Raw genomic sequence first — 19,981 nt, forward strand, 5'->3', positions numbered from 1 at the left:
GTTATCACATCCTGTTTATAGTCAGTTGTACTATTTCGACAGCTTGCGGCTAATTCCTTCAACAAACCACTTTTTTCATGATTCTCATTATCCTGGCCCTTGTCGAAAAATAATGCCCTAACCTCCCTCATCATACATCCTGCATGGGACTTTTTGCGGCTGCATATATATGGAACACTGTGTTTTCATAGCCAGTTTTGCAGAATCGGGAAAGGGTGTTCACGCGAATGACGAAGCTGAGAATAATGGGGATGACAGCCGCTGCACTGGTGCTGCTGGCCGCTGTTGCGGGGCTGCTGGCGGTGTGGAAATATGCGGCGCAGGAGGTCGTGCCCCAAGGGGTGACGGCTGGCAAGCTGGACATTGGCGGGATGGGCATCGACGATGCGATCGCGCTGCTGGATCAGTACGAGAAAGCGCTGCTGGCGAGGAGCATTACCGTTCAGGCCAATACGGCGGCGGGAGATAATCGAAGCTGGGGGCTGGCGGAGCTGGGCTATCAGGCGGAGTTCGCCGGCGCGCGCGAGGCGCTGCTGAGGCTGCGGCAAGGAAGCATCTGGGAACGGGCCAAATATCGCTATGGGTTCAAGGGTGATCTGACCCTCAGCCAAACCTGGGACCGCGACCTGTTCGAATCCGCGCTGCGCAGGCAGTGGGGCTGGATCGAGCGCAATGAATCGAGGAATGCGACCCGAACCATAACGGAGGACGATGAAGTCATCTATACGCCCCATACGGATGCGTATCGCTTGAAGCTGGAGACGCTGGTCGCCGAGGCCGGCAACTGGGCGGTTGTGCCGGAAGGAACGCCGCTTGCTGCGATGCAAGGCGACAAGTCTCGCTTCGAGGCGCAGCTCCCGGTTCAGGCCATTCATCCTGCGGTGACGCTCGACCAGCTGAAGGAAGAGGGCATACAGCGGCGAATCATGTCGTTCACCACGGATTTCGCGACAAGCGCGGAGGGCAGAGCTTACAATGTTACCATTACGGCTCAGGAGCTGAATGACTGGCTGCTGAAGCCGGGCGAGGTGTTCTCCTACGCCGATCTCATCGCCAAGGTAGAGAAGAAGCATCAATATCGCGAGGCGTCGGTTATACTGAACGGCAAGTTCGTGACAGGGGTTGGCGGAGGCATCTGCCAGGTGTCCAGCACGTTGTATCAGACCGCGCTTCGCGCAGGACTGGACATCGTCGAGCGGCGCAATCACTCCCTGCCGGTCGGCTACCTGCCGCTTGGCCATGACGCCACCTATGCAACGGACGCAATTGACTTCAAATTCCGCAACTCAACGGGCAAGTCCCTGCTGATCCGGACAGAAGTGAAGGATCGGAAGATTACGATCAAGCTGTTCGGCACCATGGCGGAGAATGAAAGCTACGAGATCGAATCCAGAACCACGGATACGCTGGAGCCCGGCACACAGCAGGTGGTGAACCGCGAGCTTCCCGTTGGCAAAAGCGTCGTCGCGCAGCAAGGCAAGCTTGGCTACGTCGTGGAGACGTTCCGCATCTTGAAGCGAGACGGCGCTGAGGTTTCCCGCGAGCGGGTCTCCAAGGACACCTACAAGGCTCAGCCGACCATCATCGAGGTCGGCCCTTCATCGCTGGACGCGACGCCTGCCCCCTCCGCCACCCCTGCTCCAGGCGAGTCAATTGTGGAGGATGGCGTGTAGCTTTTGACACCGCCGTACCTCCATCGTCCCGACGGGAAGCCTACTACAGAACTTCCTTGACGCTGCCCACTTCAGGGAGATGAGCAAGTGTGAGCTGCAGAACGTACAGTTAATTTGGAGTAACTTGCCTTCTTCAGGGGGATTAGCTGCAAAACCTACATTTAAATCTTAGTAAATCCGCTCATTATCCCATGAATCGTGGTATTAACTGCACTTTCTGCATTTAGTTACGGTCGCGAGAGGCTATTGAGTAAATTAACTGTACCTTCTGCATGCCGCGACTTGGTAGAAACCTGCAGATTGCCCACTTCAGGGAGATAAGCAAGTGTGACTGCAGAACGTACAGTTAATTTGGAGTAACATGCCTGCTTCGGGGGATGGTCTGCAGTCCGAGCGCATCGGTCTCCTATTCTGATAAAAAATAAACCACAACGCGATAGCAGGTCGCTTTGTGGCTCATATAATTACCGAATCCATAAGGGGGCAGGACATCAGCAAGAAACAAGCCTATGCCATAAGCATAAGCTTGCTTCTAATCAATAACCGCTGACGGCAGCACTATGAGAGCGCAAGACGACTGCTTTGCACAGCTCTGATCCATTCTCTGGCTATGAGCTCATGTCCCGCCGCGGTCGGATGTACGCCGTCATTCAGCCAATAGGCGGGATCCCGCCGCAGAGCAGCCTGATCGAATTGCTCCTGAAGTCCGACGAAGACGGCGTCGTATTGCTCGGCGAGCTTTGCCACGATACGCCGATAGCCGTCCAGATGGCCGCGCCACTCCTCCCAGCCCTCGACGGCAATTCCTGCCTGCAAGATAAACGGCTCGCACAAGATTAATCCCGTATTCGGCAGGACCTCCCTCGTCTCGTCCAGCAGATGACGGTATGCGCGCTCGAACCGGTCGCTCGCTCCCTCCGGCAGCTTGTGCATAATGCGCCATACATCGTTGACGCCGATCAGTATACTGATGATATCCGGCTTCAGATAAATCGCGTCCTCGTTCCATCTGGCATAGAGGTCGGAGACGCGATTGCCGCTTATCCCTCTATTTACGAACCGGTGCCGGGTGTCCGCCAGCTCAAAGCCGAGCTTTCCCGCGATAAAATTGACATAGCCTTGCCCTAGCGCCGATGCGCCTTGTTCTCTTGGCCGACCCGCATCGGTAATGGAATCCCCTTGGAACAATACCGTTTTCTCTTTGCTCTCCATACCCGCTCTCCTCTGTATCCCCGGTTTTACAATTTCTCCAGCACCAGCTCGATCTTCACCGGGGCACCCGTTAAATCAAATCGCAGGAACACAACCCTGTCCTGAATCAACTTCGCCGCCTTAACGCCTGCCGAGGTCGACCGGATCGCATATCCCTTCAGATCGTCCCAATAGGTTAAACCAAACGGCACCTTAGGCCAGTAGCCAATTTCGAACGTCATCCGAATTTCGTTTTCGTCCTTCTTATAGCCGCTTACGAACACTTGAGGCACGTTTTCGACAAATTCATCAGCCATGTCGCCCTTGCCGACGTAATTCCTCAGCCGATCCGGCGCGCACGAGCCCTCCACAAACGCCATCTGGCACTCGCTGTCGTAATACTGGAACGTATCCGGCCAAGGCCCGGCAGCGGTTCCTCCCATCGTCATTGTATATTCGTTCACTTCGGGGCGTACCTGCGAATCCCGGGTCAGCATATACGAAGGCGCCGTCACTTCATTGCTGTCATGATACTTCTCCATCGCGAGCGGCAGCGTCGTCATGGTAATCGGATATTGCTTGATATAGTCAAAAAACAGATCCAGCATGCCCGCGCATTCCTCGACATGGGAGGCCGGATAGATCGCAAACCGATCGGTATATTCCATCTCATGGCTCTCCTGCTGCTGGAGGAAATAGACCTGCTCGTTATTCGCCGTGTTGTCGAGATAGTTATGGAATAGGCTCTTCCAATATTCGATGTTGCTGCCTGTGCACAGCCCTGCTCTCAGCACATCGTTCGGGTCGGTCGAATAGATGCACGGGCTGCCGGAGTGGTACGTCGCATGCAGATCTCGCGCTGTCCATTCGCTGGCGACCAGCTTGCCCTTGCCGGGATGCGGCGCCTTGAAGCGGCCCCCGTCAATATACCAGGAGCCCCATGGGATGCCCTTGTGCGTAATGTTGTCCCACCACACCTGCTCCCAGCAGTATCCCCATATGCCCTGGAAGCCGAGCTCCTCGGCTACCTCGACGAATTCCTTGTAGATGCTGCCTTTCACGATAATCTTGGTCTTCGCCCATGGGAACGTCTCTTGGAGGAAAGCCCAACCTTCCTCCAGCGACTTCCGCAGCCTCGCTCTGGAATGCTCCGATTCGTCTGCATAAAACGGCGTCTGAAGGATGACGTCGTCCCCGTATTGCTCATGCCATAGCCTGATGCGGTCAGCCAGCACCGTCGCGGATCCGGAATTGACGATCCAAGTGACCGAAATGCCGTGCTTGTGGGCGATCGCGGCTGTGCGGTCGATTCCTTCAATCGCGATCCCATGTCCCCAGTGCTGGTCGACATGCGTCGCGAAGCTTACGAATGTATAAATCAGATTTTCCGGCTTCACGTTAGCGTTTCCCCTTCTGTCCGTATAGTTAATCCTTCATCCGGCCTGAATGCCGAAGAGACTCCTTGCGGAGACTCTTCGGTTCGTCCTATTTTGGGTTGCTATCTGCTATCTGCTATCTGTTGGCTACTATCTGTTATCCGCCCACCAAGCGTCGATCTGCGCCTGGATCTCGGCTTGCACCTTCTCAATGCCCGCAGCTTTCAGCTTCGCGTTACGCTCGTCGATCACTTTGGACGGATTCTCCACTGCTCCCGTCGAAAGTATCTTGTATTCCGTTATGACGGCAATCAGCTCGGAGATCTCGCTCTTCACGTTGGTATCGTCAAAGACGAAGCCCATCAGAGGGAAACGTACCGCCTCATCGTTAAATTTCTTCCAGTTGGTATACAGATCATCCGGCTGACCCGGCTTCAAGTAGTTCAGCATCTGGCTGCCGATAACCCAGAACAGCGCCGTCGAGCCGTAGCCGGAATCCGCGATCGGTTCAATCCGGTTCTCGCCGACTTTTTTGTAATGCTTGCCTTCAATGCCGTGCACGATCAGGTTAATGACATACGGATCGGTATGCAGATAGTTCAGCACCATCATCGCACGCTCTGGATCCTCCGACGTTCTCGAGATGGAGAACATGGAGCCAGTAGCGAGGTCCGTAGTAACAATCGGCTCGGTTACGACATGCGAAACATAATCGAATTGGTTGTTATCGGCAATCTTGGTCTCGATGTCGGAGCCCGGCTTCCATACGCCGGACTGCATCCACATCTTGCCTTGGCGTCTCAGATCGCCGGCATCTGTCTTGCTGGTGGCTGCGTCGGAGTTGATATACCCTTTTTCGTAATAGCCCCGGAACAGCTCGAATTCTTTTTTGTTAATATCGACAAGCTCCGGATCCAGAAGCGACTTCACTTTCATCTCCGACGCCGTGTAATCGACAAAGAACATTTGCGTCTTGCCCGGAGTCGGGCCGATTGGACGGTAATTCGAGTTGGTCTCGAACATCATATGAATGCCGCCGCCCGCGTTGCCTGATGCTCCGGCAATGTACAGATTCATGAGGCCCGGCTCTTCTTTGCTCATCTTCTCGAACCATGGCTCCAGATCTGCCCATTTGTTGATTGACTCGATCGGAATGTCATACTTGTCAACAATGTCCTTACGGTATGTGAATGATTGCCCTTGCGTAATTTCTTTGTTCGTCGGAACCGCATACAGCTTTCCTTTCATGCGAGGCGCTTCCAGGTAGAGCGGATGCAGCGATTCCTTGATGCCTTGCCCATGCTTGTCGAGCAGCTCGTCGAGCTCCAGGAACGCGCCTTTTGTCACGTTGCCGAAGTAGTTGAGCCACGACGTCGTGAACACAAGGTCCATCTTCTCGCCGGTATTCATCATCAGCTCGGTCCGGTTTTGGTAATCGCTCGGCGCGATTGGTTGAAGTTTAACGGTTGCGTTGATCTTTTCCTTGAAAAACTCATTGAGCTTCTCTTCGACGAGGCCATCGTCTGCTTGCGGCGTGCCGAAGTACACGATCGACACTTGGTAAGGCTTCAGGTCGGAGGCGGCTGGCTTTTCACCGGTATTGTCCGCGGATGGCGATGCGCTTGGCGCGTTCGTCGCGGTGTTGTTCGTCTTGCTGTTAGTCGAGTTGCTGCCGGATGAACACGCTTGCAATACAAGCATGGCCGCCAGCATGATTGCAAGCGCAATCAGAAAGGACTTCTTTTGTCTCATCTTTTAACCCTCCAATATAATCATTAATATAGCACGGCGCAGCGGGCAACTGCCGCTTGCCGGGACTATTGCAGTAGTGTCAGCCTTTGACCGCGCCGACAGTAAGGCCCTTGACGAAGTATTTCTGGAAGAACGGGTAGATCATCAGCAGCGGCCCCATGCACACGACAGCGAGCGCCATCTGCAGCGACTCGTCGGGCAGATTCTTCATCAGCTCCGGATTTTGTGCGGCTAGCTGCACGTTGGAGCGCAAATACTGAACATCGTTAAGCACACGCAGCATCAGATATTGAATGGGATACTTATCCTCGGATCGGATGAACAAAAGCGAGTTGAACCAATCATTCCAGAACATGATGGTGCCAAGCAGCGCCATCGTCGCCATGACGGGCAGAGATAACGGCAGCACGATCCGGAAGAAAATGCGGAATTCGCTTGCGCCGTCGATTCGCGCCGATTCGATCAGCGCGGGATGAATCGTCGACTGGAAGAACGTACGCATAATGATCACGTTGAACGGAACGATGAGCAGCGGCAGCAGCAGCGCAGCATACGTGTCCAGCAGATCGAACACCTGCGTAAAGATGATATATTTGCTGACTATGCCCCCGTTGAACAGCATCGTGAAGAACAGGACAAACGTGAAGAACATGCGGAAAGGATAGTCCTGGCGCGAAATGGGATAGGCGTACATCGCCATGAGCATGACGCTGATCGCCGTCCCGATAACCGTAATGCCAATGCTGATCCCATAAGCTCTAACAATCGTCTCATAATCCTTGAACAAGCTCTCGTATGCGACCCAGGACAGCTTCTGCGGGATGAACTGATAGCCATTGTTCACTAAGGAATCGATGTGGGTAACGGATACGATCATAACGAGAACGACGGGCACGACACATAGGAAGGATAGGAGAATGAATACGCCGTTCAGCAGCGTATTGGCGACGGGAGAAATCCTGTTCTCCCGCCGGCTTGTTGACTTGCTCATGCATTTCACCTCTTGTCGTAACGTAATCTAGAACAAAGCCTGATCGGGGTTGATCTTGCGCACCGCCGAATTAGTCAGCAGCACAAGCACGAAGCCGAGTACCGATTGAGCCAGCGCCGCTGCCGACGACATGCCGATATCGTTAAGCTCCATCATGACGCGGTAGACGTACGTATCAACCGTGTCAGTGACGGGATACAGAACACCGGAATCCATTGGCACTTGGTAGAATAACCCAAAGTCAGTGTTGAATACGCTGCCCATGGACAAGATCGTTAAGATGACAATGATCGGCTGAATGATCGGCAATGTGATATGGAGGATCTGCTGCCATTTCGACGCCCCGTCGAGCACGGCGGCTTCGTAATATTCGTTATCGATCCCCGCGATTGCCGCGATGTAAATGACTGCGCCAATGCCGACATTTTTCCACGCGTTAACCAGGATCAGGATATACGGCCAATACTCTTTCTCCGAATACCAGAACACCGATTTGATGCCGAGCCAATCCAGAATCGAAGCGTTCATGAGCCCTTTGTCCGGATTCAAGAAGGCGTACACCAAGTAGCTGACGACGATCATGGACAGGAAATAGGGCATGATGAGAAATGTCTGATAGGACTTGGCGAGCTTGCCTCGCAGCTCGTTAATCGCGACGGCGATCGCTATCGAAATGACCGTGTTGACGACCATAAAGGCCAGGCTGTACAGCACCGTGTTTCGCGTAATTCGCCAGATGGAGCCCGAGGAGAACAGAAACTCAAAGTTTTTGAACCCGACCCAGGGACTGCCTAAAATACCGTCGATATAATTGATATTTTTGAATGCGATGAACACCCCGAACATCGGCATGTAGCTGTTGACGATCAGCACGGCAAGCGTCGGAATAAGCATGATCGTCAGAAATCTGAATTTCCATAGAGCATGGAAGAAGTATGATATCCCCACTCTCTGTTTCACCAGCTCTCACTCCTCTCTATTACCTTCAGTATAGGCGAGCGCAGGTGGGATATCGATGATGTATAGAAGCAGCCGCATGATGTAAACGAGCCGCACATAAGACGTCGTATCCGTTCCGTATGCGTGTGGATTCTTGCAGTCTCGAAGGCTTATTTGCACGAATCAGTCATCCGCCGCCAAAAAGGAAAAACTCCGGCAATATGCCGGAGTCACTCGTTATTTCTATATTCCTGCCTCGGCAGGTGAATCGCCGCGATCACGCCGCCGCCTTCGCGCAGGGCGTACCGCAGACCGTACGATTCGCCGTAGTGCAGCTGAATCCGTTCATGGACGTTGCGGATTCCGTAGCCCTTGTCGGTCATCTCGCCTCTCGTAATGCGCTCCAATCTATCGATGTCGACCGGCAAAAATCCGTTGTCCTCTACCGCCATGACAAGCTCGGTATCCGTACAGCGAATCCGTATCCATATCTCGCCTTCTCCGTCCATACTGTTAACGGCATGAAAGATCGCGTTTTCGACGAGCGGCTGCAGTATGACTTTTGGCGTCGCGTATTTTTTAGCGTCTTCGTCAATGTCGTAATTCACCTCGAAGTTGTCCGGATACCGCTTCATCTGAAGCCGGCAGTACGCCTGGACATGCTCAAGCTCCTCGCTCATCGGTATAATGGTTTTTCCTTTGCTCAGCCCGATGCGGAGCAGTCTGGACAGATCCTTCACCATGCCCCCAACGTCCCGGTTGCCCTTGCCGATCGCATACCAATAAATCGAGTCCAGCGTATTGTACAGCAGATGCGGCGTAATCTGCGAATGCAGCGTCGCAAGCTCGGTTTCCTTCTTCTGAATCCTCATCGTGTAGTTTTCCTCGAACGAGTGATCCAGCCTTCTGGTCATCTTGAGGAAGGAGCCGTACAGAATACCGAACTCGTCCGAGCGCACCAGCTCGGGCCCGACGCTCGTATCCAAGGGAACGCCCGGCTCGTAAATTTTCATCACCTTGACCAAACGATGCAGCGGGCTCACGATAATCCGGAGCAGGTACAACACGAACAGCAGCACGAGAACCAAATAAATGGCCGACAAGACCATAATCACCCACTGAAATTCCTTCGACCCGCCCGAGACCGAATGCAGCGGGACGCGATACACCAGTCGGGTATGATATTCGGGCTCATAAGAGAGCGCGTACAGCCAGCGTCCCCCATCCTCATTAGCGAAAAAATAGTCCGATTCCCCCATTCCCGCCAGAATGGGCATGTTAGATTGCGGTAAATCGGATAAGCCTTCTTGCATCAACAGCTCATGAATGTCGCTAAACAAAAAAATGCCGGACTGATCCGGTAGCTGCACGTTCAAGAGATCCCGCGTCAGATACACCTCCAAATTGGAGACGACCAAAAATCCGAGCACATCCTTGTAATTCTGAGCGTTCAATATGCTCCGGACGAAGCTGACCTTTGTCACGCCGGCCGGCGAGGTGATGGAGCGAAAAACGCCGGCGCCGCGTTTCTGCACCGCTCTCTCTGACCAGGCCGGCATCTCCGAGGCTTCGTCCTCGATATATTTGAATCCGCTTTCCTTGGCCGATAGATCGATTAACGTGCGCTTGCCTTCCTTATTAATCATATAAAGCGTATATTGCGTGCCGTCCTGAGACCACAGCTCCAAAATTTCATCCGCCTGCTTGATTTGGCCGTACGTCTCGATATTGGACCAGAACGTGTTGAACTCCGTACGGTTGAACAAGTGATTGCCTAGAAATGTAATGGTCTTGTCATTGACGGCGGACATAGACTTCGCTATCGTGGCATGATTCTGCCTCGCCAGCTGCAGCATCGTGCGTCCCAGCTCGTCCTGCATCGACCTCTCCGTCTTGTAGGCGGATACCCAGCCGACGATCAGAAACGGGCCAATAATAAACAACGCGAACGCCAGCGTCACCTTATATTTCAGCTTCAGTCCGATCACCCTCCCGAGCCTTTGCGGTAATCTGCCGGACTAACTCCCGTATATCGCTTGAACATTCGGCTGAAATGCTCCGGAGACTCGTACCCGACCTCATTGGCGATCTCGTACCTCTTTTTGTCCGATGTGGCGAGCAAATATTTGGCTTCCTCAATTCGCAGCTCCGTTACATAGTCCCATACGCTTCGTTTGGTCTCTCTCTTGAACAGATAACGGAGATAAGCCGAGCTAAAATGCACCTCGCCCGCGATATCCTGAATTTTGAGCGCGGGATTGCGATAGTGGTTCTGAATATAACCCGTTATTCTCGCCAGAGTGGTGCGGTCCCTCTCCTGCGCCAAATCTCTTAGCGACTCTGCCGCCTCTACGATATAGGAGGCAAGCCGATCGACTTTGCTTGCGGCGACAGCCTCCCTAAAGTACACATCCGGGTCGAATCGGCGGAGCGACGCGCCGTTCCCCTGCCCGTATTCCAGCAGCAGCCCGTATATACGGTAAGCCAGCATACCGAAGTAGCTGTTTACCAGCTCGTCCGTATGTCCCAGCTTTCTGAGCAATATTTCGACCTCAAGAACGCATGGAGACAGCTGCTCCTCGTCGCCCCCTTTCAGAAGCTGGACGCACTCCTCCACCTTCTTCATCCACTCAACCATGTTCAAGCTGTCCTGCGCGGCGACATCCCCATAATAGAACACTTGCTGCTCGGGATGCAGCTTCTTCCATTCCGTCGACATATGCGCTTCTTCCATAAGCCTGGACAACAGGGTGACGTCGGATTGCAGGCTGCTCATGCCGATCGTCGCGTCCACGTTCAAGTATTGCGTGAAGTTAACGGAGACATACTGGCCGATGAGATGAATTTGCGACTGCAGCGCCTGGATCTGTCCCGACACGTCCTGCTCGTTTAATTGAATAATGCCGATCAGCTCATTGCCAAAGCCGTTCATGGTAAGCCCGTTCCACTCGCACAAGCTCTCCTCGAATATATTGAGCGCCGCAAACTTCAGCAGCTTTCGGTCCCGATACATCACTTCCCGCTGACTGAAGCCTCCATGACTGAGATCCAGACGGACGGAGATCACGCCGAAATACGGCCCTCTGAGCTCGTTGCCCAGCTCGGCCGCAAGCTCGTTATGCTCCTGCTTGGACAAGCCCCGCTCCGTCACTAACTCCATTAATATTTCGCGCCGCCTGGTGGAATCCGATTCGTGCTTCCCATGCTCCCGTATGGAACGTTCAATCGAGCGTTTGCCGATTTCCTCCTTCTCCGCCAGCACCTCGTTAACGACGCGAAGGAGCTCGTCCTCATCCACGGGTTTGACGAGATAATCTCTGGCGCCGAGACGCAACGATTTTTTGGCAAAATCGAACTTCTCGTGCGCAGATATGACAACGACGGGCAGGTTCGGCTGCTCCATGTAGATCGTCTCCATGAGCTCGATCCCGCTCATTCGGCTCATCTGGATGTCGGTCAGCACCAGGTCGAACTGGTCCATCCGCAAATAATCGACGGCTTCGAAGCCGTTCAAAGCCGTCTCCACGCTCGTTATAGACAGATCCGATGCCAGCAGGAAATCCCGAATTCCCATGCTCACGTTTGGTTCATCATCCACGACTAATATTTTCCACATTGGCATCCGCTCCCTGCCATTTTATTACCAGTATACTGAGGAGCCGCAACCCTGTCGATGATCTATCTTAGCCTTTGCGTGACTCATGTGACCGGTTTGGGGGATTGTTTGTCCGACGGCTTGTCAGCTTGTCTGAGCCCGCTGGAATAATCATACCCCAGCCCCGTGTAGCCGAACAGGTTGTCTGGGCCCGACCAGTTCAGATCGGTCTTCTTGCTGTCCAGCATCACGCCGAATTCGTCATAGTGATACCGCGCAGAGACGCGTCCGTCCTTCTCTGCAAGGCCGATGACGCTGCCCAGGGCATCGTGCATGTACCAAAGCGTCTTGGGCTGTACGCCCGGCTCCGCTCCGCCTGCGCCAGGGGTTGGCTCCCAGCCATTGTTGGCGTCATACGCCGGCAGGTACAATAAGTTCGAAAAAAAACACATAGGGCAGTTCCTGCGCTAAATACTACAGATCTAGCAGACCCGACCCCTTAACGAAAGCGAATTGATCAGGGGTAATTAATTAGGATATAAAATTAAAGCATTTAAGTGTGTACAATCACATATTGCGAATTTCATACGGGTAAGAAGAGGTGTACGTCTTTTCGAGACGTGCCGCCCGATTCATTCGACACCGGGAGATCTTATTGGAAGTCACTATACCAGTAAGAAACCACAATACGAAAAATATCGCATCGTGGTTTTAAGGTCCGTCACAGGTTTTCAATAAGTTTTGTAATCTCTTTAATTTCAGGAATGAGTTGTTCGGCTAGAAGTTTATTGCTCGGGTCATTTCTGTCCTTAAAGTTTGCTCCCGCAAAAAAATCATAATGGAGCATAATTCGTTTTTTAATCTCCTCTTCATTTTCTCCATATGTTTTACTAAAAAAGTGTCCATGCTTTTCCATTTCATCATACGGATACCCGACAAACTCGATACTAATTTTATACAGTTCAATAATTTCTAAAGCAGTCTTTTTAAAATCACTTTCATTAGGATTTCCTATTTTAGTTCCCATTGAGCACCCCAAAATTCCGTTTTCAAAGTAGTGATTTTTATGGTAGACTTCACCTTAAAGGTGCTCCTCTCTTTGGGTGATGATGTTCTCGTCAAACACCATTCTACCAAAGATCAGGACACTTTTTTATATTTTTATGAGGCTTTACTTTCGTAATTCAGGTTGAATAAAACGTGAGAAAGCGAAGATAACAAAAAACAGGTCAATCATGGTGGTATCTGACCATAATCAACCTGTTCATTATATCGGTATTGCGCTATTTGAGTTATAAAAATAAAGCCTTTAATGTGCGTACAAACAAAATGACGAAATCTTTATACAGGTATTACATGGGTTAGATGTGTTATTGGTTGAATGACGGATTCATTCGGCACTGGGTAGCCCCTAATAAAGAAGACCTAAAGGGAGGGGGAACCTTTAGGGCACTCTTTTAACCTAGAGTTGAGAATACAAATTTGAATACGTCTTGTACCAATCAGGGCGTTGCGCTTTTATTAAAGACAGCGCTTCGGTCAATGTAATTCCTTTTAAGTTTAGTAATTTTGCGTAATTAATTCGTTGATTGGTCAGCCATATGTGTGCTATAGACTCACCACAACTTGCCAAAATCATCTCATCGAAGTTACTGTCGTTTGATAACTTAATTAGAATATCAATTGTATCGTCGTCCTGAAAGTTATTTCCCAGTTCAATTACTGCATCATCTTTCTCTGCATCACTTGTTGTTGGGTCTAACAAGATTTCCAATAGACTTTCTTTATCCATACATATCACTTCCCAAGCGGAATATGTGTACCTACACCTCGCCCACCCGTTTCACCAGTAAAAGGATTGATGTACGTTCCTTTATCATCTAGTCTAGCATCAAAACGGGGTTGATTGCTTCCTGCTCCCAAACCTTCTCTCGCACTTGCTTCGGGTTTAAGTTTTAGTCGCCAACTAAATGTACCATCAGCGTTCCTTACTCCCCACTGTTCGACTCCACCTGCGGTATTTTGTTGTTCCCATCCTTTATTCTTTGCCCAGTCCCTCAGGTTTGTGGTGTTCTTGGAGACGCTACCAGTATCTTTAACTAGAGAATTACCCGTCCCCTTAGTCCCCTTTAACAGCTTAGCTAACTTCGGTGCTTTCGAAGCCAGTTTAGCCGTTAAAGCTCCACCCAGAGTTCCTATGCTCACAAGAGTTTGGAGTGCTTTACCCGAAAAATAACCATAATCATAAGCTTCTTTTTTAGATGGATTCCCATTCCATACATGATTATAGTTCTCTTGGATATGTTTGAAGGGGTATATATATTCATCACCTAATCCAGCTTTCAAGTCATTAAGGGTGATAGCGTTGCTGGCAATGTCTCCGTATAGAAGTTCAATGATGACGGATTTAATGCAGCAATACCTTTTGCATTTTCCAACAATGAAGAACCAAAACCTTTTGCCAGATCCAAGATTGGTGAAGTCGTCGTCATAGATGTATTTATCCCACGCTTCTTCAACGTTTAAGTTGAATCGCGCTTCCTGTCTTTCATATGCGTTTACTAAGCGTTCATACGACAGCTTGTAATGATGATAGTCTGGTCGCCGTTCCTTTCCTCGCGATAAAATTACAGTGCCAGTAATACGACTTGGCGGCGAATATTGCGTATCAGGTCGTTTATCAGCGATTTCCTGCCGTCCCTTCCGTTTTTGCGGCTTAGTCAACACCATTCTTGACGATTTCCTTGACGTTGGAGTATGTCGCAATAATCGCAGAAGGTGTGAGGGTAAAAGAGCTAAAAATAAGAAAATTGATAGTCGCCGAAATGTTCGCCCCATAACGTCTTTTTGAAAGAGGATACCACTAGAAGGACGTTGATATTTTAAGGAATTGCGGTCGAAAATGTCCGGTTTCTAAAATTCACAAAAAAGCTTTATGAATCGCCGGAATCCGTATGGAATAAGGGATTAAGCCATGTCCGAAATTGTGGGAATGGCGGTGAAATAACGTCAAATGTGACATACGTATATTTATCGTCGGTTATTACTCTGCTAAAAGTACAGGTGAATCATGATAGTATCTGACCATAATCGACCTTTCTAATACAACGGAGTGCCGTTTATATAGGTTATAAAATTCAAGCGTTGGCGTGTGCGTACAATTAAAGTGTTGAAATCCTTATACGGGTATTACATGAGTAATATGTGTTATTGTTTGAATAATGGGTTCATTCGTCACTCACCCCCTCCAAAAAAAGAACCTTGAAAGGCATGCAGCCAATCAAGGTTAACTTATCCAAAAGGAACTTATTGCGGACGATATTCACCGTTTACAAACTTTCTTACAAAACCTTGTGCCGGAAATTCAGGATAATTAAACTCCCATAAGCATCCACAATCGTTGCATTTATACCATTTTGTCGCATACCAAGGTATTTTTTCGATTTTTATTGTTGAGCAACCAACATAATATGGCATTTCAACCAGAACATCTTGATATATACCTTTTGCAACTTCACGTTCAAAAAATACTTTTACCTCTTGGAATAGTGAGTATGAATCAATCTTGACTTCCATTCGTTCTTCACACTCACATTTTATTGTCCGAACCATGATGCATTCACCTCCGGAATATATTTGGTTGCCTCCTCCTAATAAAGTACCCGTTCCACCATTAATTGCTTGTGGCGCTGCCGTACCTTCATATATAACTGTCCATAGTTCCACCGTCCTTGAGCCTTGAGTACACTCCCAATATTTATAATTTCCCCTCTATACGTATCCTCACTAATAAACCGTCCGATCTCCGGCGGACAGATCTAGCAGACCTCACCCCTTAACGAAAGCGAATTGATCAGGGGTAATTAATTAGGATATAAAATTAAAGCATTTAAGTGTGTACAATCATATATTGCGAATTTCATACGGGTAAGAAGAGGTTTAAGTCTTTTCGAGATGTGCCGCCCGATTCATTCGACACCGGGAGATCTTATTGGAAGTCACTATACCAGTAAGAAACCACAATACGAAAAATATCGCATCGTGGTTTTAAGGTCCGTCACAGGTTTTCAATAAGTTTTGTAATCTCTTTAATTTCAGGAATGAGTTGTTCGGCTAGAAGTTTATTGCTCGGGTCATTTCTGTCCTTAAAGTTTGCTCCCGCAAAAAAATCATAATGGAGACTCATAATTCGTTTTTTAATCTCCTCTTCATTTTCTCCATATGTTTTACTAAAAAAGTGTCCATGCTTTTCCATTTCATCATACGGATACCCGACAAACTCGATACTAATTTTATACAGTTCAATAATTTCTAAAGCAGTCTTTTTAAAATCACTTTCATTAGGATTTCCTATTTTAGTTCCCATTGAGCACCCCATAATAATTACAATGATAACAAACAGAACAAATCGAGTAGGTTTCAATTATTTTTCCCCTTCGGCCATTTAATAAAGTCTAAAGAATTTATTGGGTAATCATAATTGCCCTCTACAAAATCTTCAGCTTGACTTGTTGTAAGAGTATATTGAAACTTTCCTACGTCTTCAATATAAAAATCATACAATATTTTACCGTTATCATAACAGCCCAATAATGCTTATTCGGCCTCCATTTGATTTAGGGCCGGATTAAATCGGATCGTTTCAAGGAATGTGAGAATGACCTTAACACCTGCAAAATTTGTAGCATTTCTCATAGAAAATTCCGTTTTCAAAGTAGCGATTTTTGTGGTAGTCTTCACCTTAAAGGTGCTCCTCTCTTTGGGTGATGATGTTCTAGTCAAACACCATTCTACCAAAGATCAGGGCACTTTTTTATATTTTTATGAGGCTTTACTTTCGTAATTCAGGTTTAAATTTCCGTGTAAAGGTTTATCCTGCAAAATGCCAACGCCCACCCAAATCTCCTTGAACTGCATCCTTTCCATTGTACATTTGAATATGTTGCCCGATCTCTGTTTTGAGTTTCTATTCCCTCACAGGAGTTGCGATCTACGAATCCTTTCCCATGAGATGTCATACAGGACAACGAACGCCCGATATGTTAGTCCTAACTTCTGAATGCATTTTTTAACGGGATGATTCATGAATGATGTCTCCTTTCAAGTTGTCTTCCCTTATAGGTTAAACGCTCTACAGGCAGGAATAACACCAGACATACAGAAGCATAGGACGATTCTTAAATTTGTCACATCGGATTATTTCATCAATAACAAGTAAGCCTAGATAATGACGGTAAATCCCTAATGGATTCGATTAGATTGTCGCACCCCATCATACTATTGGATATGATAATTTTCTGAATCAGTTCAGTCTTAGCAGAAGCATGAATAGCCGAATTTGCTTGGCTTCGTTACCTCCCGCCCGCCTTATGTGCGGTGCATGGTGCGCGACGGTGGCAGGACTCTTAAAAAGAAACCACATGGAGTTGTTACACTCGCATGCGGCTTCATTGTGCGTTTACTGATATTCTTTTTCGTATAGCACTCGATGAGACTGTCTCCCCACATATCCATAGCTTGCAAGGCCATCAAGTCGAGTATACTGGGGTTTATGATGTGTTTCTGTCGTCCGTTAATAGCCGGAAGTTGACGTTCATAAATGTCCGAATTTAGACCGATATAGTGACCATACTATCAGTCTAAAGAAAGAAGAAACGCTCCCGTAATCGTCATGCTGTTGGTAGCAGCATAACCGGAAGCGTCACCTCAAGAATATGGTCATTGTATCAGATTTCACGCTGGTTGAGAAGGAGTCTGCATCCGGCGTTTTTTGTTAGGAGTGCGGAACTGGTTCCCTGCCCTTGCTGCGGAGGCCGGTTAGAGGTCGCGGGCAGCCGGAGGCGGGTGTGGTACAGAAGCAGCGGAGAACGGGCGAAGCTCATCATTCGGAGGTTGTATTGTAGGCCATGCGCGAGAATTCATCATGAACTGCCGGATCTGCTTGTCCCCTACAAGCGTTATGACGCTGAAAGCATCGAAGGTGTATGGGCAGAACCAGATGCTTCGGTAGTAGCCGCAGACGAATCCACCATTTCTAGATGGCTGGCCTGGTTTCAGGTTTGGGCGGTGTATGCAGCAGCAGCTCTACACGCCATTAGTACCCGGTTTCAGCTTCCTGTGGAACAAGCGTCCGTTGCTCCACAGTCCGCACTCCACGCTTTAGGACGGTATGTCGGTGACGCAGCCGGATGGCTAGGAAGAACTGTCCGCCCCATCGCCAATTTAAATCTTTGGGTTACAGACCCGTTCTGCCTGTCTGTCCGCTGAAGCTTGTTTTAGACTCATGCTAACCCTAGTAAATGGAGGCATGAGGATGAACAGACAAAAGAAATCGGACGAGGTTGCGGCGGAACGCTTTCAACTGCTGTCGCCGCTCCTAGCATCCGGTCTGGATGCGGCGAAGGCGGCTCAGTTAAAGTCGGCCATTTGTGCGCAGTCCGGCTTATCAGAGAGGACGCTGCGCCGGTACTTGGCCGAATATCGCAAGGATGGGTTCGACGGACTCAAGCCGAAACTCAAAGGCCGGAAGCCGCTGCCAGACACCATACCAACTGAGGTGCTGGAAGAAGCGATCCTGCTTCGGCGGGAGGTGCCGAAGCGGAGTGTGCGCCAAATTATCCAGATCCTCGAATGGGAGGAGAAGATCGCACCTGGAATAATTAAACGCAGCACCCTGCAGGCGAGATTAACCAGGCGCGGTTACAGTTCAAGGCAGATGCGGATGTATGCCGGTGGCGGTACGGCCGCGCGGCGCTTTCAGAAGCAGTCCCGCAATCGCTTATGGCAGAGTGACATCAAGTATGGGCCGTACCTTCCCATTGGTCCTGGCGGTTCGAAGAAACAAGTCTATCTGGTGTTATTCGTGGATGACGCGACGCGGTATGTGCTGCATGGAGCCTTCTACGCGTCGATGGAGCAAGCCATCGTCGAGGACAGTTTCCGAAGAGCGATCGAGAAATACGGTGTCCCAGAGGCCGTGTACTTCGACAACGGCAAGCAATACCGCACGACTTGGATGAACCGGACGTGCGCGAAACTCGGTATTCGCTTGCTCTTTGCCAAGCCCTACTCTCCGGAAAGTAAAGGCAAGGTTGAGCGTCTAAACGGCGCTGTGCAGAGCTTTCTGGACGAGGTCGCGCTTGAGAACGTTAAGACACTCACCGAGCTTAACGACTGGTTCCAAGTATGGCTTTCGGAGTGCTACCAGAATAAACCCCATGCCGCGCTGGCGAACAAACAAACACCCGAAGCTGCGTTTCGGAGCGATCCGGCAGCGCTTCAGTTCGTAAATTCCGAGCACCTCGCGGCCAGCTTCCTCCACGCGGAACAGCGGAAAGTGGATAAGGCCGGCTGTATCAGCTTTCAAGGCAAGAAGTATGAAGTTGGGCTGTTGTTCATTGGGCAAACGGTTCAAGTCGTCTATGACCCGGCAGATATCACAGAAGTGACGATCGAATACGAGGGATGTACGCCTTGGAAAGCACGGGAGCTCATCATTGGAGAAAGGGCTGGCAAGCGGCCGGCCCTTCCAGAGCATTTGCAGAAGCAGTCAGCAACGGAATCCCGCTTGCTCCGAGGTGCCGAGCGGAAGCATGACGAGCGCGCACAAACCCAAACGCCGGCCGTCTCCTACCGCATGCTGAGGAAGGAGGCTGGCAAGGATGTTTGAATCCTTCTACGACATGACCCGTACACCATTTGCTCGGGATATTCCCGTGACAGAGCTTTATCCGGCGAGTGCTATGGAAGAGATGCTGGACCGGTTGCAATACGCTGCTGAGCGCCAATTATTCGCCGTCATCAGCGGCGACTGCGGGACGGGCAAGACGACGACCGTCCGCCGTTTTGCCGCCATGCTGGATGCCGCAAAGTATAGGCTGCTGTACCTGTCGGACTCCAAGCTAACGCCGCGCCACTTCTACAAAGGGCTGCTCGAACAACTCGGATGCGAGTCGAAGTTCTACCGGGGCGATGCGAAGCGTCAGCTACATCGCGAAGTGGAGCTCATGCGCGGCATCCATCGACTGGAACCGGTTGTCGTCGTAGATGAAGCCCATCTGCTTGATCGGGAGATGCTAGAGGAAGTGCGCTTCCTGCTCAACTGCAAGATGGATGCGCAAAGCCCTATGGCACTGATTCTAGTCGGGCAGAGCGAGCTATGGGACAAGCTTCGTCTCCAATCCTATGCAGCGATTCGTCAGCGGATTGACCTTCAGTGCAAGCTGCCCTATTTCGACCGTTCCCAAGTCGGCGAATATTTGAAGCGTCAGTTAGCATATGCCGGCACCGATCATGAGATATTCTCGGATGAGGCGGTAAATGAAGTTTACCGATTCTCGGGCGGATCGGCCAGACTCATCAACAAGTTGAGCACTCATTGCCTCATCTACGGAGCCCAGATCAAGCGCCGCATCATTGACGATCATATGGTGAAGCACGTGATTCAGGGTGAATTGTCATGAAC

At 50.1% G+C, this 19,981-nt stretch carries 17 protein-coding genes; 4 read left to right on the plus strand and 13 right to left on the minus strand.

Going from position 1 to position 19,981, the window contains the following annotated elements; translation table 11 throughout:
- Positions 1–227: 227 nt before the first annotated feature.
- Entirely contained in the window at positions 228–1,673 is a 1,446-nt protein-coding gene (locus AB1S56_RS22960; protein WP_340872850.1) for a VanW family protein, read from the plus strand.
- A 558-nt stretch (positions 1,674–2,231) separates the two neighbouring features.
- Here the strand turns inward: AB1S56_RS22960 and AB1S56_RS22965 are convergent.
- From AB1S56_RS22965 to AB1S56_RS23025, 13 genes are all read right to left on the minus strand, one after another.
- Entirely contained in the window at positions 2,232–2,885 is a 654-nt protein-coding gene (locus AB1S56_RS22965) for an SGNH/GDSL hydrolase family protein (RefSeq protein ID WP_340872849.1), read from the minus strand.
- Positions 2,886–2,911: 26 nt separating this feature from the next.
- Positions 2,912–4,261: a hypothetical protein gene (locus AB1S56_RS22970; RefSeq protein WP_340872848.1), complete on the minus strand. Its 1,350-nt coding sequence runs from the start codon at positions 4,259–4,261 to the stop codon at positions 2,912–2,914.
- 129 nt (positions 4,262–4,390) lie between these two features.
- The gene (locus tag AB1S56_RS22975; RefSeq protein WP_340872847.1) at positions 4,391–5,992 is read right to left on the minus strand and encodes an ABC transporter substrate-binding protein; all 1,602 of its coding nucleotides are present in this window, start codon (positions 5,990–5,992) and stop codon (positions 4,391–4,393) included.
- 79 nt (positions 5,993–6,071) lie between these two features.
- Positions 6,072–6,983, minus strand: a complete 912-nt coding sequence (locus AB1S56_RS22980; RefSeq protein WP_340872846.1) for a carbohydrate ABC transporter permease — start codon at positions 6,981–6,983, stop codon at positions 6,072–6,074.
- A gap of 27 nt (positions 6,984–7,010) precedes the next feature.
- Positions 7,011–7,943 (minus strand): ABC transporter permease subunit, encoded by a 933-nt coding sequence (locus AB1S56_RS22985; RefSeq protein WP_340872845.1) that lies wholly within the window; start codon positions 7,941–7,943, stop codon positions 7,011–7,013.
- 209 nt (positions 7,944–8,152) lie between these two features.
- A complete protein-coding gene (locus AB1S56_RS22990) occupies positions 8,153–9,910 on the minus strand; it encodes a sensor histidine kinase (protein ID WP_340872844.1) in 1,758 nt (585 codons plus the stop codon).
- On the minus strand, positions 9,907–11,538 hold the full coding sequence (locus AB1S56_RS22995; RefSeq protein ID WP_340872843.1) for a response regulator: 1,632 nt from the start codon (positions 11,536–11,538) through the stop codon (positions 9,907–9,909). The genes AB1S56_RS22990 and AB1S56_RS22995 overlap by 4 nt, the downstream gene beginning before the upstream one ends.
- A gap of 83 nt (positions 11,539–11,621) precedes the next feature.
- The gene (locus AB1S56_RS23000; protein WP_340872842.1) at positions 11,622–11,969 is read right to left on the minus strand and encodes a hypothetical protein; all 348 of its coding nucleotides are present in this window, start codon (positions 11,967–11,969) and stop codon (positions 11,622–11,624) included.
- Between the two features lie 269 nt (positions 11,970–12,238).
- Positions 12,239–12,544: a hypothetical protein gene (locus tag AB1S56_RS23005; RefSeq protein WP_367903396.1), complete on the minus strand. Its 306-nt coding sequence runs from the start codon at positions 12,542–12,544 to the stop codon at positions 12,239–12,241.
- A 435-nt stretch (positions 12,545–12,979) separates the two neighbouring features.
- A complete protein-coding gene (locus AB1S56_RS23010) occupies positions 12,980–13,309 on the minus strand; it encodes a hypothetical protein (RefSeq protein ID WP_340873789.1) in 330 nt (109 codons plus the stop codon).
- 5 nt (positions 13,310–13,314) lie between these two features.
- Positions 13,315–14,247, minus strand: a complete 933-nt coding sequence (locus tag AB1S56_RS23015; RefSeq protein WP_340873790.1) for a hypothetical protein — start codon at positions 14,245–14,247, stop codon at positions 13,315–13,317.
- 576 nt (positions 14,248–14,823) lie between these two features.
- Positions 14,824–15,243 (minus strand): hypothetical protein, encoded by a 420-nt coding sequence (locus AB1S56_RS23020; RefSeq protein ID WP_340873791.1) that lies wholly within the window; start codon positions 15,241–15,243, stop codon positions 14,824–14,826.
- A gap of 331 nt (positions 15,244–15,574) precedes the next feature.
- On the minus strand, positions 15,575–15,940 hold the full coding sequence (locus AB1S56_RS23025; RefSeq protein WP_367903397.1) for a hypothetical protein: 366 nt from the start codon (positions 15,938–15,940) through the stop codon (positions 15,575–15,577).
- 1,421 nt (positions 15,941–17,361) lie between these two features.
- On the opposite strand from AB1S56_RS23025, the gene AB1S56_RS23030 reads away from it, so the two are divergent.
- The 3 genes from AB1S56_RS23030 to AB1S56_RS23040 are packed head-to-tail and all read left to right on the plus strand — an operon-like array spanning position 17,362 to position 19,979.
- A complete protein-coding gene (locus tag AB1S56_RS23030; protein ID WP_340873551.1) occupies positions 17,362–17,784 on the plus strand; it encodes a DUF6431 domain-containing protein in 423 nt (140 codons plus the stop codon).
- Positions 17,785–17,830: 46 nt separating this feature from the next.
- On the plus strand, positions 17,831–19,186 hold the full coding sequence (locus tag AB1S56_RS23035) for a DDE-type integrase/transposase/recombinase (protein ID WP_367903356.1): 1,356 nt from the start codon (positions 17,831–17,833) through the stop codon (positions 19,184–19,186).
- Positions 19,179–19,979: an ExeA family protein gene (locus tag AB1S56_RS23040; RefSeq protein WP_367903357.1), complete on the plus strand. Its 801-nt coding sequence runs from the start codon at positions 19,179–19,181 to the stop codon at positions 19,977–19,979. Before AB1S56_RS23035 ends, AB1S56_RS23040 begins: the two co-directional genes overlap by 8 nt.
- Positions 19,980–19,981: the final 2 nt, after the last annotated feature.

The organism is Paenibacillus sp. PL2-23, from assembly GCF_040834005.1.
Lineage (GTDB): Bacteria > Bacillota > Bacilli > Paenibacillales > Paenibacillaceae > Pristimantibacillus.

Bases quoted from the DNA above. Each gene is read 5' to 3' on its own strand.
- AB1S56_RS22960 (WP_340872850.1), top strand. From the start codon at position 228: ATGACGAAGCTGAGAATAATGGGGATGACAGCCGCTGCACTGGTGCTG.
- AB1S56_RS22965 (WP_340872849.1), bottom strand. From the start codon at position 2,885: ATGGAGAGCAAAGAGAAAACGGTATTGTTCCAAGGGGATTCCATTACC.
- AB1S56_RS22975 (WP_340872847.1), bottom strand. From the start codon at position 5,992: ATGAGACAAAAGAAGTCCTTTCTGATTGCGCTTGCAATCATGCTGGCG.
- AB1S56_RS22980 (WP_340872846.1), bottom strand. From the start codon at position 6,983: ATGAGCAAGTCAACAAGCCGGCGGGAGAACAGGATTTCTCCCGTCGCC.
- AB1S56_RS22995 (WP_340872843.1), bottom strand. From the start codon at position 11,538: ATGTGGAAAATATTAGTCGTGGATGATGAACCAAACGTGAGCATGGGA.
- AB1S56_RS23000 (WP_340872842.1), bottom strand. From the start codon at position 11,969: ATGTGTTTTTTTTCGAACTTATTGTACCTGCCGGCGTATGACGCCAAC.
- AB1S56_RS23005 (WP_367903396.1), bottom strand. From the start codon at position 12,544: ATGGGAACTAAAATAGGAAATCCTAATGAAAGTGATTTTAAAAAGACT.
- AB1S56_RS23010 (WP_340873789.1), bottom strand. From the start codon at position 13,309: ATGGATAAAGAAAGTCTATTGGAAATCTTGTTAGACCCAACAACAAGT.
- AB1S56_RS23015 (WP_340873790.1), bottom strand. From the start codon at position 14,247: ATGGTGTTGACTAAGCCGCAAAAACGGAAGGGACGGCAGGAAATCGCT.
- AB1S56_RS23035 (WP_367903356.1), top strand. From the start codon at position 17,831: ATGAACAGACAAAAGAAATCGGACGAGGTTGCGGCGGAACGCTTTCAA.
- AB1S56_RS23040 (WP_367903357.1), top strand. From the start codon at position 19,179: ATGTTTGAATCCTTCTACGACATGACCCGTACACCATTTGCTCGGGAT.